Raw genomic sequence first — 14,247 nt, 5'->3', positions numbered from 1 at the left:
AAAAGCCCATCCTGAGATGGGCTGAAAGTTTCCACGGCAACTTAATTCCAGGGAGAGCGCCAGAACCTGAAGGCAATGGCGCGGCTACAGCTGGAAAGTACAACTCAAAATACGATTAGACGCTGTAGTACAGTTCGAACTCAACCGGGTGCGGAGTCATACGTACGCGGTCGTTTTCTTCGGTACGCAGCGTGATGTAAGCGTCGATAGCTTCATCAGTGAACACGCCACCTGCGGTCAGGAACTCGCGGTCTGCATCGAGAGCCTGCAGCGCTTCTTCCAGAGAGCCAGCAACCTGTGGGATCTCTTTCGCTTCTTCTGGCGGCAGGTCGTACAGGTTTTTGTCCATGGCTTCGCCAGGGTGGATTTTGTTCTTGATGCCGTCCAGGCCAGCCATCAGCAGTGCTGCGAAGCACAGGTATGGGTTAGCCGCTGGGTCCGGGAAGCGCACTTCGATACGACGCGCTTTCGGAGAAGCAACAACCGGGATACGGATGGATGCAGAACGGTTACGGGCAGAGTAAGCCAGCATTACCGGTGCTTCATAACCTGGGACCAGACGCTTGTAGGAGTTGGTGGTCGGGTTAGCCAGGGCGTTGATAGCTTTAGCGTGTTTGATAACACCGCCGATGTAGTGCAGCGCTTGCTCGGACAGGCCAGCATATTTGTCGCCGGAGAACAGGTTTACGCCGTTCTTGGACAGGGACATGTGGCAGTGCATGCCGGAACCGTTATCGCCAAACATTGGTTTTGGCATAAAGGTCGCGGTTTTACCGAAGCGGTGAGCGACGTTGTGCACAACATATTTGTAAATCTGAATTTCGTCCGCTTTCTTGGTCATGGTGTTGAAGCGGGTGGCGATTTCGTTCTGGCCAGCAGTCGCAACTTCGTGGTGATGCGCTTCAACAACCAGGCCCATCTCTTCCATGATCAGACACATGGTAGAACGGATGTCCTGTGAAGAATCAACCGGAGGAACCGGGAAGTAACCGCCTTTAACGCCTGGACGGTGACCTTTGTTACCACCTTCATATTTGGTGGAGGAGTTCCATGCGCCTTCGATGTCATCGATAGCTACGTGAGAACCGGAGATGGATGCGCCGAAGCGAATGTCATCAAACAGGAAGAATTCTGGCTCTGGCCCGAACAGAACGGTGTCTGCGATGCCGGTAGCGCGCAGGTACTCTTCAGCGCGTTTAGCGATGGAGCGCGGGTCACGGTCGTAGCCCTGCAGGGTGCCTGGTTCCAGGATGTCACAACGGATAATCAGGGTAGACTCTTCAAAGAACGGGTCGATGAGAGCGGTAGATGCGTCTGGCATCAGAACCATGTCGGATTCGTTAATGCCTTTCCAGCCACCGATAGAGGAGCCGTCAAACATTTTGCCTTCTTCGAAGAATTCGGCATTTACCTGGTGCGCAGGAATAGTGACGTGCTGTTCTTTACCTTTGGTATCGGTGAAGCGCAGATCGACAAACTTCACTTCGTGCTCATTCAGCATCGTCAAAACGTGTTCAGCGGACATACTTAACATCTCCCGGATTTATCATTGTCGTCGTGGTAACGAGGTCTTCAATCACTGCTTAAAGTGGCGTTGTTGCCTTGAAATATACAAAGCGAAATCTGTGCCAACTTTTAAATCACCCCCAAAAGGCGTTATCATGCGCACCATAGTGCAAAAGGGCTGCACCACGATAGCGTCTTTGCACCATTATAGTGCTTATCCTGAAACGATGAGCACCATATTGGTGCAAGTTGTGACCAGGTGCCCTTTTTATGCTCCGTGAAAGCGATCACAAAGAAACTCTGCAATACTTGTTTGCGGAGGATCTCTGTGATCCTGTTTTGTAGTGCGATTAATCCGTGTACAATAACGCGCTATTTCTAATGCCCGAGGCAAAGTTGTGATCGAAAATTTGCGTAACATCGCCATCATCGCGCACGTTGACCATGGTAAAACTACCCTGGTTGATAAGCTGCTGCAGCAATCCGGTACGTTTGATGCACGTGCTGAAACTCAAGAACGTGTGATGGACTCCAACGATTTGGAGAAAGAGCGTGGGATTACCATCCTCGCGAAAAACACCGCAATCAAATGGAATGATTACCGTATCAACATCGTTGATACCCCAGGGCACGCCGACTTCGGTGGTGAAGTTGAGCGCGTCATGTCCATGGTTGACTCTGTGCTGCTGGTAGTTGATGCAATGGATGGCCCGATGCCGCAGACGCGCTTCGTGACCAAAAAAGCATTTGCTCATGGTCTGAAGCCAATTGTTGTTATCAACAAAGTTGACCGTCCAGGCGCACGTCCTGATTGGGTTGTTGACCAGGTATTTGACCTGTTCGTTAACCTCGACGCGACCGACGAACAGCTGGACTTCCCTATCGTTTACGCTTCCGCGCTGAACGGTATCGCAGGTCTGGATCACGAAAATATGGCGGAAGACATGACCCCGCTGTATCAGACCATCGTTGATCGTGTACCGGCTCCAGACGTAGACCTGGATGGCCCGCTGCAGATGCAAATCTCCCAGCTGGACTACAACAACTACGTTGGTGTTATCGGTATCGGCCGTATCAAACGCGGTAAAGTGAAGCCAAACCAGCAGATCACTATCATCGATAGCGAAGGCAAAACCCGTAACGGTAAAGTCGGTAAAGTGCTGACTCACCTGGGTCTGGAGCGTATCGATAGCGACCTGGCTGAAGCTGGCGACATCATCGCGATCACCGGTCTGGGCGAGCTGAACATCTCCGACACCATCTGCGACCCGCAGAACGTCGAAGCGCTGCCAGCGCTGTCCGTTGATGAACCGACGGTAACCATGTTCTTCAACGTCAACACCTCTCCATTCTGTGGTAAAGAAGGTAAGTACGTTACTTCTCGCCAGATTCTGGACCGTCTGAAGAAAGAACTGGTACACAACGTGGCATTGCGCGTTGAAGAAACTCCGGATGCAGACGCATTCCGCGTTTCTGGCCGTGGTGAACTGCACCTGTCCGTTCTGATTGAAAACATGCGTCGTGAAGGTTTCGAAATGGCGGTTTCCCGTCCGAAAGTCATCTTCCGCGAAATCGATGGCCGTAAACAAGAGCCATTCGAAAACGTAACGCTGGACGTCGAAGAGCAGCACCAGGGTTCTGTCATGCAGGCACTGGGTGAGCGTAAAGGCGACCTGAAAAACATGAATCCAGACGGAAAAGGCCGCGTACGTCTCGACTACGTGATCCCAAGCCGTGGTCTGATCGGCTTCCGTTCAGAATTCATGACCATGACCTCTGGTACCGGTCTGCTGTACTCCACCTTCAGCCACTACGACGACGTTCGTCCAGGTGAAGTGGGTCAGCGTCAGAACGGCGTACTGATCTCCAACGGTCAGGGTAAAGCAGTTGCGTTCGCACTGTTCAGCCTGCAGGACCGCGGTAAGCTGTTCCTGGGCCACGGCGCAGAAGTTTACGAAGGCCAGATCATCGGTATTCACAGCCGTTCTAACGACCTGACTGTAAACTGCCTGACCGGTAAGAAACTGACCAACATGCGTGCTTCCGGTACTGATGAAGCCACCACGCTGGTCCCAGCTCAGAAAATGACTCTGGAACAAGCTCTGGAGTTCATCGATGACGACGAACTGGTAGAAGTTACCCCAACCTCTATCCGTATCCGTAAACGTCACCTGACTGAAAACGACCGTAAACGCGCTATGCGCGGTCCAAAAGAAGATTAATTTCTCTCTTTTGTAGTGACCTGAAACCCCGCCTATATGGCGGGGTTTTTCTTTTTGAAATAGAGAGCGTTTGTTCATGGTCAAAGTTCGCCTTTCCCGCTAGAGTGAAATTTCCACGGCGTGAACGGAGGCAAAAATGCTCTATATCTTTGATTTAGGTAATGTGATTGTCGACATTGATTTCAACCGTGTTCTGGGAACGTGGAGCGATCTCGCTCGCGTGCCGCTGGCTCGGCTAAAGCAGAGTTTCACCATGGGTGAGGTATTTCATCAGCACGAACGCGGTGAAATATCGGATGAAGAATTTGCGAAAGCCATGTGCCATGACATGGAGCTACCGCTCAGCTACGAGCAGTTTGCCCACGGCTGGCAGGCGGTTTTTGTAGCCCTTCGCCCTGAAGTCATCGATATCATGAAAACACTGCGCGAGCAGGGACACCGCGTGGTGGTGCTGTCTAATACCAACGCGCTTCACACCACCTTCTGGCCTGATGCATACCCGGAAATCTATGCTGCTGCCGATCACGTTTATCTTTCTCAGGAGATGGGAATGCGTAAACCGGAGGCCCGGATTTACCAACGTGTACTGGAATCTGAAGGTTTTTCTGCCGCCGATGCGGTCTTTTTTGACGATAACGCCGATAATATAGAGGGCGCTAACCAGTTGGGGATCACCAGCATACTGGTGACCGGGAGAGAAACCCTACCCGACTACTTTATGAAGTCGTTATGCTAAAAACCGTTTATCAAAAACTGATTCATCATACCCGACCGCTGGCGGCGTGGAGCAAATTCCTCTGGCGGCGCATCGAAGAAGACAACATGACGACACTGGCAGGTAACCTGGCCTACGTGTCGTTGCTTTCTCTTGTGCCGCTGGTGGCGGTAATTTTCGCCCTGTTCGCGGCATTTCCCATGTTTTCGGAAGTGAGTCTGCAGATTCGCCATTTTGTGTTCGCTAACTTCCTGCCCGCAACCGGCGACGTTATTCAGCGCTATATCGAGCAGTTTGTCGCCAACTCCAACAGGATGACCGCGTTTGGTGCCTGCGGCCTGATTATTACCGCGCTGCTGTTGATGTACTCCATCGACAGCGCCCTGAACACCATCTGGCGGAGCAAGCGCACGCGCCCAAAGGTTTATTCGTTTGCTGTCTACTGGATGATCCTCACCCTTGGGCCGTTGCTGGCCGGGGTGAGCCTGGCAATTAGCTCCTATTTGCTCTCGCTACGTTGGGCCAGCGAACTGCATGGAGTGATTGATAATCTGTTGCGTATTTTCCCGCTGCTGCTCTCCTGGCTTTCGTTCTGGCTGCTCTACAGCATTGTTCCTACCACCCAGGTTCCGAACCGTGATGCGGTGATTGGCGCGCTGGTTGCTGCGCTGCTGCATGAATTGGGTAAGAAGGCGTTCTCCCTCTACATCACCGCATTCCCGTCCTATCAGTTGATTTACGGTGTACTGGCAGTGATCCCTATTTTGTTTGTCTGGGTCTACTGGACCTGGTGTATCGTCTTGCTAGGTGCCGAAATAACTGTCACTCTCGGTGAATACCGAAAATTGAAAACAGAACAACAAGAAGCCGAAGAATCATGATTGCATTAATTCAGCGAGTCACCCGCGCGAGCGTTAGCGTCGCGGACGAAGTGACGGGAGAAATTGGCCTGGGGCTGCTGGTGTTGCTGGGCGTAGAGAAAGACGACGATGAGCAGAAGGCGAACCGCCTGTGTGAGCGCGTGCTGGGCTACCGCATCTTCAGCGATGCTGACGGCAAGATGAACCTTAACGTGCAGCAAGCTGGCGGCAGCGTGCTGGTGGTGTCGCAGTTTACGCTGGCGGCGGATACCGAACGCGGCATGCGTCCGAGCTTCTCAAAAGGCGCCGCACCGGATCGCGCCGAAGCGCTCTATGACTATTTTGTACAACGCTGTCGCCAACAGGATATGAACACGCAAACAGGACGATTCGCAGCGGATATGCAGGTGTCGCTGGTCAATGACGGCCCCGTGACGTTCTGGTTACAAGTATGACCACGCTTCCCGTTAGGACGTGGGCGACAAAAGAGAGTGCCATTATGTACCATCTCCGAGTACCGCAGACTGAAGAAGAGTTAGAGCAGTATTACCAGTTCCGCTGGGAAATGCTGCGTAAACCCCTGCATCAGCCAAAAGGTTCCGAGCGTGATGCCTGGGATGCCATGGCGCACCATCAGATGGTGGTTGATGAGCTGGGAAAGCTGGTCGCCGTCGGGCGGCTGTACATCAACGCGGATAACGAAGCGTCTATCCGTTTTATGGCGGTACACCCCGATGTTCAGGATAAAGGCCTGGGGACGCTTATCGCGATGACGCTGGAGTCCGTTGCGCGTCAGGAAGGGGTTAAGCGCGTCACCTGTAGCGCACGTGAAGATGCCGTGCCGTTTTTTTCCAAGCTCGGGTTCAAGAACGAAGGGGAAATTACCACCCCGCAGACCACACCCGTTCGCCATTTCCTGATGATTAAACCCGTTGCTACGCTGGATGATATTCTTCACCGCGGCGACTGGTGCGCACAGCTGCAACAGGCCTGGTACGATCATATTCCGCTCAGCGAAAAAATGGGCGTGCGCATCCAGCAGTACACTGGGCAGAAATTCATTACCACCATGCCGGAAACCGGCAACCAGAACCCGCACCATACGCTGTTTGCCGGTAGCCTCTTTTCGCTGGCCACGCTCACCGGCTGGGGGCTTATCTGGCTGATGCTACGTGAGCGCCACCTGGGCGGAACCATTATTCTGGCCGACGCCCATATCCGATACCGGAAACCTATTACCGGTAAACCGACCGCCATCGCCGACCTCGGCTCGCTTAGCGGTGACCTGGACCGACTGGCCCGAGGGCGTAAAGCACGCGTGCAGATGCAGGTTGAGCTGTTTGGCGATGACACCCCTGGCGTGGTGTTTGAGGGAACCTATATCGTGCTGCCTGCAAAACCCTTCGGTTCGTATGTCGAGGGCGGGAACGAAGAGGAGTAGGGCATCTCGCTTCGCCCAATATATTCAGTGGCCTGCCACCCGTCGGGCCACATCCTCCATTGCCTCCCGTGCTGCCTGGCTCACGCCGCCAAGCTGGAAAAATCCGTGAATAACCCCATGATAGCGCTGGCAGGTGCAGGTCACGCCCTGTCGGGTTAATCGTTCATACAGCGCTTCCCCTTCATCGCGCAGCGGATCGTATTCGGCGGTAATGATATGCACCGGAGGAAGGCCGTTAAAATCGTCGCGCCAGAGTGGGCTGGCCTCCTGGTTCCGTGGATCTTGTCCCTGCAAATACATCTCAAAACCTGAAAGCAGCGCATCGCGAGTAATAATGTAGTCCTGCCCGTTGCTGATGTAGCTGGCAAAGCTGGCGGTGGCGTCGAGCATAGGGTAAATCAGCATAAGTTTTGACGGCGTCCATGCCGCGTTGGCTTTAAGTCGTAGCGCGGTGACCAGCGCCAGGTGGCCGCCAGCGCTATCACCAGCGAGCGTGATACGCTTGCGGTCAATACCAAGCTGCTGAGCATATTTATGGACCAGGTTCGCGCCACGCTCGGCGTCATCGTGAGCGGCGGGGAAAGTGTGTTCCGGTGCCAGACGATACTGCACAGCAATCACCCGGCATCCGCTGTGCCAGGCTAATTGCCGCAGCTGATTATCGTGAGTGATAAACCCACCGCTGACAAAACAGCCGCCATGAAAGTAGATAATACAGGGGAGTGAAGATGCCGCATTTAGCGGTGAAATGACGCGAAATATCATCTCTTCCAGCACAATGTCTTCCGATTTGACGCGAATCTCCTTCTCACCCGCCAGTGCCGTGCTGGCAATATAGCCCTTTCTCCGGTCATCAATATTCTGCTTGCGTAAAGAGGGGCGACCCGCCGCAATAAACTCAGCAACTAACTGCGCAATGCCGTTTTCCAATGCCATGACGATCTCCTTTTTGCTGTATAAACATACAGTTTTATAGCCTGGTTTATCGTGAATGAAAACGAGAAATTGGGGGGGATGGGTGATTGTGGATAGCGGCTCGCAAAAATGAACGATTTGTTCATTGCAGCCTATAACCCTATTTAAACCACGTGTATGTTGTTCGCTTATTGAGCATGAATGATATACTTGAGGCATATATGAGCATGATGGTTGAAAGGGATATGGGCAGAATACTTCTCGATTTGTCCGACGAGGTGATTAAGCGCCTCGACATACTTAAACAGCAGCGAAATCTGCCTCGTGCGGAACTGTTGCGTGAAGCGGTTGAGCAATATCTTGAAAAGCAGAGTCAGGCTGAGTTCACTATTTCTGGTGCGCTTGGGATCTGGCAAGAGTGTGAATCTACGGCAGGAGTACGGCATGAAGCTGCCCGATGCCATTATTCTGGCTACCGCGCATGTTCATCGCCGAGAACTGGTGACGCGCAATACCAAGGATTTTGCGGGACTTCCGGGCGTTATTTTACCCTATGCGCTGTAAACCGGGCCGAATACACCGCCCGGTTTAACGCGGGAAATTACTCCCCTTCCCCCGGGAACAGGAACGGGTTAATCGAGCTGCGGGCGAACCCTTCTTGCTCCATTCGTGCGTCCAGTACCAATGAGGCGAGATCGTCGGCAACCGCTTCGACTTTCGGGTCTTTTTCCTGATACAGAATCTTCAGGTAAGTACCGCAGTCGCCGCAGCTTTCGGCTTTGATTGCTGCCTGCTCGTTATCCAGCGACCAGTAGTGCAGGTCGCGGCTCTGCTCGCAGTTGCTGCACTTCACGCGCACCACGTGCCACTCGGTTTCACACAGGTTGCAGTGCAGGTAGCGCAGCCCCTGAGTGGTACCAATTTGCACCATGCTGGAAACCGGCATTGAGCCACATACCGGGCAGAACTGGCGCTGTTCGCCATATTCGGCGCGGGCTTTGCCCGGAATCAGGCTGGCCATTTGTGCCCAGTAGAGCGACAGAGCAGCCCAGATAAACGGCGCTTTATCGCTGCTCACGGAAGCAAAGTCAGAGGCAAACAGCGCGTTCGCCATCTGCTCCAGCTCCTGCTCGGAAGCTTTCTCCAGGTTCTCGATAACCGCCAGCGCTGGGCCGCTCATCTCTGGCTTCAGCTCGGCAATCATCGATTGCAGCAGCGTGTGCCAGTGCTTGTCGCGCGGCAGAACGTGAATATCCAGCGGCGGTTTGCCCTGGTCATTCGCTTCTTTGATGCGCGCGGTGAGATCCATCTTCAGCGGGTGGTCGTACAGCACCACTTCCTGAGCGTGGGCAATCAGCGCAGCAAAGCGCAGGTAATCGCCTAGCGGATTATTCTCTGCCAGCTCGCGCAGGCGTTCGGCGCGGCGGTTATAGAGGTTCTTGAGTCTGGGGAACAACAACGGCGGAATGACTTCCGCCGTACGTTTCTCGCTCGAACCCAGCTCATCTTGCGGGATTATGCGAATACTCATTCAGATGACTTTTCCTGTTTCTGGCGGACTTCACGGTACCAGCGCGGGTGGTGTTTCTTCGCCCACGTTTTGGTAACCCATCCCTCCACCATCGCGGTAATGGTGCCTTTCACCCAAAGGGCGGCGTAGATATGCACCATGATAACCACAATTAACGCCACTGCGGCAAATGAATGCAGCATTAGCGCAAATCGGATCACCGGGATTGAGAAAGCAGGCGCAAAGTACGGACGCCAGATAACCACACCGCTCACCAGCAGCAGCACCAGGAAGATAATCGCCGCCCAGAATACGCATTTCTGGCCGAAGTTATAACGCCCGGTGTCACCTACTTCCTCGTTGACGACGATCTTACGAATATTCTTCGCCCAAAAGATATCATCCCGATTGATTAGATTGTGGTGCCAGTAGCGGAAAAACATGATGATAAACGAAGCAAACATGATGACGCCCACAAACGGGTGCAGAATTCGCGCCAGCTGTGGAGTCCCCATGATTTGCATCAACCAGTTGAAGGATGGGAAGAAAAATCCCAGCCCGCTTATCGCCGCCAACATGAAACAGAAGGCGGTGACCCAGTGGTTGATGCGTTCCGGCGCCGTGTAGCGCACGATGGTGTCACGTCGTTTCATTTGCGCACCTCGTCGTCTTTTTCATGCAGGTTGTCTTCTTCCTCTTCCGCACGGTTCGGACCGACCCCGACGTAGTGGAAAATACTCGCTGCAAAAGTGGCGGCAAAGCCGATGGCGGCCAGCGGTTTCCAGACGCCTTTCCAGAACTTCACGGTGGCGCTGATTTCCGGGTTCTCCGGCAGACCGTGGTACAGATTCGGTTTGTCGGCGTGGTGCAGCACATACATCACGTGCGTACCGCCAACGCCCGCCGGATCGTACAGGCCTGCGTTATCGTAACCACGGGTTTTCAGTTCGGCTACGCGCTCGCCCGCCAGCACTTTCATATCCTCTTTGGAACCAAAGTGGATAGCGCCGGTTGGGCAGGTTTTCACGCATGCCGGTTCTTGCCCGACGTTCACGCGGTCGACGCACAGCGTACATTTGTAGACGCGGTTGTCTTCCGGGTTGAGTCGCGGCACGTTGAACGGGCAGCCTGCGATACAGTAGCCACAGCCAATGCACTGCTCAGACTGGAAGTCGACGATGCCGTTGGCATACTGAATGATAGCCCCTTCTGACGGACATGCCTTCAGGCAGCCCGGGTCGGCGCAGTGCATACAGCCATCCTTGCGGATGAGCCACTCCAGTTTGTCGTTCTGTTCCACTTCCGAGAAACGCATCACCGTCCAGGATTTGGCGGTTAAATCCGCCGGGTTGTCATACACCCCAACGTTGCTGCCGATCTCGTCACGGATATCGTTCCACTCTGAACAGGCCACCTGACAGGCTTTACAGCCGATACAGGTGGTCACGTCGATAAGCTTCGCCACTTCTTCCTGGTGATCCCGCGCGCGAGGCGCGGGAGTAAAACCGTTAGTGGCGGAACGACGGATAATGTCCTGCGATTGATAAGCCATAGGTCGTCTCCGTTACACCTTTTCCACGTTCACCAGGAAGGACTTGAATTCCGGCGTCTGCGAGTTCGCATCACCGACGGACGGCGTCAGGGTGTTGGCAATAAACCCTTTCTTCGCCACGCCTTCATAGCCCCAGTGGATTGGAATACCGATGGTATCGATATCCTTACCGTCAACTTTCAGCGTGCGGATACGCTTGGTCACTACCGCCTTGGCTTTGATGTAGCCGCGGTTGGAGGAGACCTTCACGGTATCGCCGTGACCAATGCCGAGCTTATTGGCCAGCTTCTCACCAATCTCCACAAACTGTTCCGGCTGTGCGATGGCGTTAAGCAGCGCATGCTTGGTCCAGTAGTGGAAGTGCTCGGTCAGACGGTAGGTGGTACCGACGTACGGGAACTTATCCGCTTTACCCAACGCTTCCCTATCGCCTTTAAAGATACGGGCGGCAGGGTTAGAGATGACGTTCGGGTGCAGCGGGTTAGTGCCCAGCGGCGTTTCAAACGGTTCGTAGTGTTCCGGGAACGGACCTTCTGCCATCTTATCAAGGGCGAACAGGCGACCCATCCCTTCCGGCTGCATGATAAACGGCCCGACGTTGCTGCCCGGTGCCGCGGCGCTGTAGTCCGGAATATCCACGCCGCCCCATTTCGCGCCGTCCCACTTGAGGAGCTGGCGCTTCGGATCCCACGGGTTACCCTGCGGGTCTGCGGAGGCACGGTTATACAGGATGCGACGGTTCAGCGGCCATGCCCAGGCCCAGCCCAGCGTGTTGCCAAGGCCGGATGGATCGGCGTTATCACGACGCGCCATCTGGTTGCCGTCCGGCGTCCAGCTACCGGCGAAGATCCAGCAGCCGCTGGCGGTGGTACCGTCATCGCGCAGTTGGGCGAACGAGCTCAGCTGTTGGCCTTTCTTCACGATAACCGCGCCGGTGGCCGGGTCGATAATATCGGCCAGCGCCTTACCGTTGTTCTCCATCGCCACTTCCTCAGACGCGGGCTCATCCGGCGTTGAGTAGTTCCAGCTCATGTTCAGCACCTGCTCTGGTACCGGGCCGCCCTCTTCGGCATACATCTTACGCAGGCGTAAGAAGATACCAGCCAGGATCTCACCGTCGGTGACGGCATCACCCGGGGCGTCCGCGCCTTTCCAGTGCCACTGCAGCCAGCGACCGGAGTTCACGATAGAACCGTTCTCTTCGGCGAAGCAGGTGGACGGCAGACGGAACACTTCGGTCTGGATTTTCGATGGATCAACATCGTTCGACTCGCCGTGGTTTTGCCAGAAGGTCGCCGTTTCGGTGTTGAGCGGGTCAATGGTGACGAGGAACTTCAGCTTAGAAAGCGCCGCGACGGTTTTGTTTTTGTTCGGGAATGAGGCAACTGGGTTAAAGCCCTGGCAAAGATAGCCATTGACCTTGCCCTCGTTCATCATCTCGAAGTACTGCAGGACGTCGTACCCTTTGTCCCACTTCGGCAGCCAGTCAAAGCCCCAGCTATTTTCCGCCGTCGCTTTATCGCCGTAGAAGGTCTTCATCATCGAGACAAAGAATTTCGGGTAGTTGCCCCAGTAGTTCACCTGGCCATCCAGCAGCGGTTTAGGCGTGTTGGCGGTGAGGTAAGTTTGCAGGTCAGCCTGCTTCTCATTTGGCAGCGTCATGTAGCCCGGCAGGCTTGTCGACAGCAGGCCGAGGTCGGTCAGACCCTGGATGTTGGAGTGACCACGCAGGGCGTTTACGCCGCCGCCTGCCATGCCCATGTTACCGAGCAGCAGCTGGATCATCGCCATGGTACGGATGTTCTGCGAACCGATGGAGTGCTGCGTCCAGCCCAGCGCATACAGGAACGAGGCGGTTTTATCGTGCGCGCTGGTTTCTGCGATGTACTCGCAGACTTTCAGGAAGTCAGCTTTTGGCGTACCGCAAATCTTTTCGACCATCTCCGGCGTATAGCGAGAAATATGCTGTTTCAGCAGATTCCAGACGCAGCGCGGATGGGTGAGGGTGGTATCGCGTTTCGCGTGGCCGTTCTCATCCAGTTCGTAGTTCCAGGAGGTCTTATCATACTTACGCGCTTCGGCGTCGTAGCCACTGAACAGGCCGTCGTTGAAGCTAAAGTCTTCCCGCACGATAAGGCTGGCGTTGGTATAGGCTTCGGTGTACTCGCGGTTGAATTTTTCGTTATTCAACAGGTACAGCATCACGCCCGACAGGAAGGTAATGTCGGTACCGGAGCGAATTGGGGCGTAGAAATCCGCCACTGACGCGGTTCGCGTAAAGCGGGGATCGATAACAATCAGCTTCGCGCCATTATGGATCTTGGCTTCCATCGCCCAGCGGAATCCTACTGGATGCGCTTCTGCCGCGTTCCCACCCATCACGACGATGAGGTTGGCATTCTTCATATCAACCCAGTGGTTGGTCATCGCACCGCGACCAAATGTTGGAGCAAGACTTGCTACCGTTGGTCCGTGTCAGACACGCGCTTGGTTGTCGACCGCGAGCATACCGAGCGCGCGGGTGAATTTCTGGGTTAAGAAGCCGGTTTCGTTACTGGAAGCGGAGGCGCACAGCATACCGGTGGTCAACCAACGGTTAACGGTGGTGCCTGCTTCGTTTTTCTCGATAAAGTTGGCGTCGCGGTCAGCCTTCATCAGCTTAGCGATGCGATCAAACGCTTCATCCCAACTGATTTGCTGCCATTTATTGGAGCCTGGTGCGCGGTATTCAGGGTATTTCAGACGGCTTTCAGAGTGGATAAAGTCCACCAGACCTGCGCCTTTCGGGCACAGCGCGCCGCGGTTGACCGGGTGATCCGGGTCCCCTTCGATGTGGAAAATTGAGGCTTTTGCGTTTTTTGCGCCGTCGCCGAGGCTATACATTAAAAGCCCACAACCGACAGAGCAGTAAGTGCAGGTGTTACGGGTCTCACGGGTGCGCAGTAATTTATACTGCCGTGTTTCCGCGAGTGCGATGCCTGGGGCAAAGCCCAGTGCGGCTGCCGTGGTTCCTGCCATACCGCCAGCGCAGATCTTAAAGAACTGCCTTCTGCTGACCTGCATGGTTAGCTCCTTGTTTCGACATTGTCATTGCTTGTAATTGTTCTTCGTCGTAGTCAGACGAAGATTCTGAATACTGCGATGCCCTCAGTTCCAGGAGGGCTTTGGTTCAGAATACCACAATATCGGTAGGCTTGTTCTAACGCGGTTAACGACAGGTGAATGGATTTTGCTTGGGTTAACATTGAATCGTGATATTTATCACATTTAGCCCTGTATATCGCACTGATTTTGCGCGTGATTAACGAAGATAACCACAAGGTAGTACCTCTGGTTTACTCAGTCGTTTTGTAGCAGAATGCCGCGAAAAATGCGCATTGTGCGTTATTGCACCACAACTTGATCCATAATAAGCCTCAATTCCCTCCGGTTGTGATGGAATAGACGCCCCTTATTTTTGATGTCGTTCAGAGTATTTGCCGTGTTTAATGTTAAAGATGAAGTCGAACCCTCGTTGCAGCTGGTT

11 protein-coding genes and 2 pseudogenes are annotated in these 14,247 nt (G+C 54.2%); 7 read left to right on the top strand and 6 right to left on the bottom strand.

Features of this window, described 5'->3' with window-relative positions; translation table 11 throughout:
* Positions 1-115 precede the first annotated feature (115 nt).
* The gene (gene glnA, locus ACH1XZ_RS21395) at positions 116-1,525 is read right to left on the bottom strand and encodes a glutamate--ammonia ligase (RefSeq protein WP_035892307.1); all 1,410 of its coding nucleotides are present in this window, start codon (positions 1,523-1,525) and stop codon (positions 116-118) included.
* 379 nt (positions 1,526-1,904) lie between these two features.
* Here glnA and typA point away from each other — a divergent pair, with 379 nt between their 5' ends.
* The 5 genes from typA (at position 1,905) to fabY (ending at position 6,744) form a co-directional block, all read left to right on the top strand.
* Positions 1,905-3,728: a ribosome-dependent GTPase TypA gene (typA, locus tag ACH1XZ_RS21390; RefSeq protein WP_035892308.1), complete on the top strand. Its 1,824-nt coding sequence runs from the start codon at positions 1,905-1,907 to the stop codon at positions 3,726-3,728.
* Positions 3,729-3,864: 136 nt separating this feature from the next.
* Positions 3,865-4,464 carry a glucose-1-phosphatase gene (gene yihX, locus ACH1XZ_RS21385; protein ID WP_395597088.1) on the top strand — a complete coding sequence of 200 codons (600 nt, stop codon included), beginning with the start codon at positions 3,865-3,867 and terminating at the stop codon, positions 4,462-4,464.
* Positions 4,458-5,324, top strand: coding sequence for a virulence factor BrkB family protein (locus ACH1XZ_RS21380; protein WP_395597087.1), 867 nt, complete (start codon positions 4,458-4,460; stop codon positions 5,322-5,324). The genes yihX and ACH1XZ_RS21380 overlap by 7 nt, the downstream gene beginning before the upstream one ends.
* Positions 5,321-5,758: a D-aminoacyl-tRNA deacylase gene (gene dtd, locus ACH1XZ_RS21375; RefSeq protein ID WP_395597086.1), complete on the top strand. Its 438-nt coding sequence runs from the start codon at positions 5,321-5,323 to the stop codon at positions 5,756-5,758. The genes ACH1XZ_RS21380 and dtd overlap by 4 nt, the downstream gene beginning before the upstream one ends.
* Positions 5,759-5,802: 44 nt before the next feature.
* Entirely contained in the window at positions 5,803-6,744 is a 942-nt protein-coding gene (gene fabY, locus ACH1XZ_RS21370) for a fatty acid biosynthesis protein FabY (RefSeq protein WP_395597096.1), read from the top strand.
* 24 nt (positions 6,745-6,768) lie between these two features.
* Here fabY and ACH1XZ_RS21365 read toward each other — a convergent pair whose 3' ends face one another.
* Positions 6,769-7,680, bottom strand: coding sequence for an alpha/beta hydrolase (locus tag ACH1XZ_RS21365; RefSeq protein ID WP_395597085.1), 912 nt, complete (start codon positions 7,678-7,680; stop codon positions 6,769-6,771).
* Between the two features lie 206 nt (positions 7,681-7,886).
* On the opposite strand from ACH1XZ_RS21365, the pseudogene ACH1XZ_RS21360 reads away from it, so the two are divergent.
* Positions 7,887-8,084, top strand: a pseudogene (locus ACH1XZ_RS21360) (ribbon-helix-helix domain-containing protein); the annotation flags it as partial.
* Positions 8,077-8,223, top strand: a pseudogene (locus tag ACH1XZ_RS21355) (PIN domain-containing protein); the annotation flags it as partial. The pseudogenes ACH1XZ_RS21360 and ACH1XZ_RS21355, both read left to right, overlap by 8 nt.
* A 37-nt stretch (positions 8,224-8,260) precedes the next feature.
* On the opposite strand, the gene fdhE reads toward ACH1XZ_RS21355, so the two are convergent.
* From fdhE to fdnG, 4 genes are read right to left on the bottom strand one after another with little or no spacing between them, the layout of a single operon-like run.
* Entirely contained in the window at positions 8,261-9,190 is a 930-nt protein-coding gene (gene fdhE, locus ACH1XZ_RS21350; RefSeq protein WP_395597084.1) for a formate dehydrogenase accessory protein FdhE, read from the bottom strand.
* Positions 9,187-9,822 (bottom strand): formate dehydrogenase cytochrome b556 subunit, encoded by a 636-nt coding sequence (gene fdoI, locus ACH1XZ_RS21345; protein WP_395597083.1) that lies wholly within the window; start codon positions 9,820-9,822, stop codon positions 9,187-9,189. Before fdoI ends, fdhE begins: the two co-directional genes overlap by 4 nt.
* A complete protein-coding gene (fdxH, locus tag ACH1XZ_RS21340) occupies positions 9,819-10,721 on the bottom strand; it encodes a formate dehydrogenase subunit beta (protein ID WP_395597082.1) in 903 nt (300 codons plus the stop codon). The genes fdoI and fdxH overlap by 4 nt, the downstream gene beginning before the upstream one ends.
* Before the next feature lie 12 nt (positions 10,722-10,733).
* Positions 10,734-13,784 carry a formate dehydrogenase-N subunit alpha gene (gene fdnG, locus ACH1XZ_RS21335; RefSeq protein ID WP_395597081.1) on the bottom strand — a complete coding sequence of 1,017 codons (3,051 nt, stop codon included), beginning with the start codon at positions 13,782-13,784 and terminating at the stop codon, positions 10,734-10,736.
* Between the last annotated feature and the right edge of the window lie 463 nt (positions 13,785-14,247).

It is taken from the genome of Kluyvera chengduensis (assembly GCF_044197065.1).
GTDB lineage: Bacteria > Pseudomonadota > Gammaproteobacteria > Enterobacterales > Enterobacteriaceae > Kluyvera > Kluyvera ascorbata_C.
Note: the sequence above shows the minus strand (reverse complement) of the source record. Positions and strands in the feature narration are given on the sequence as shown.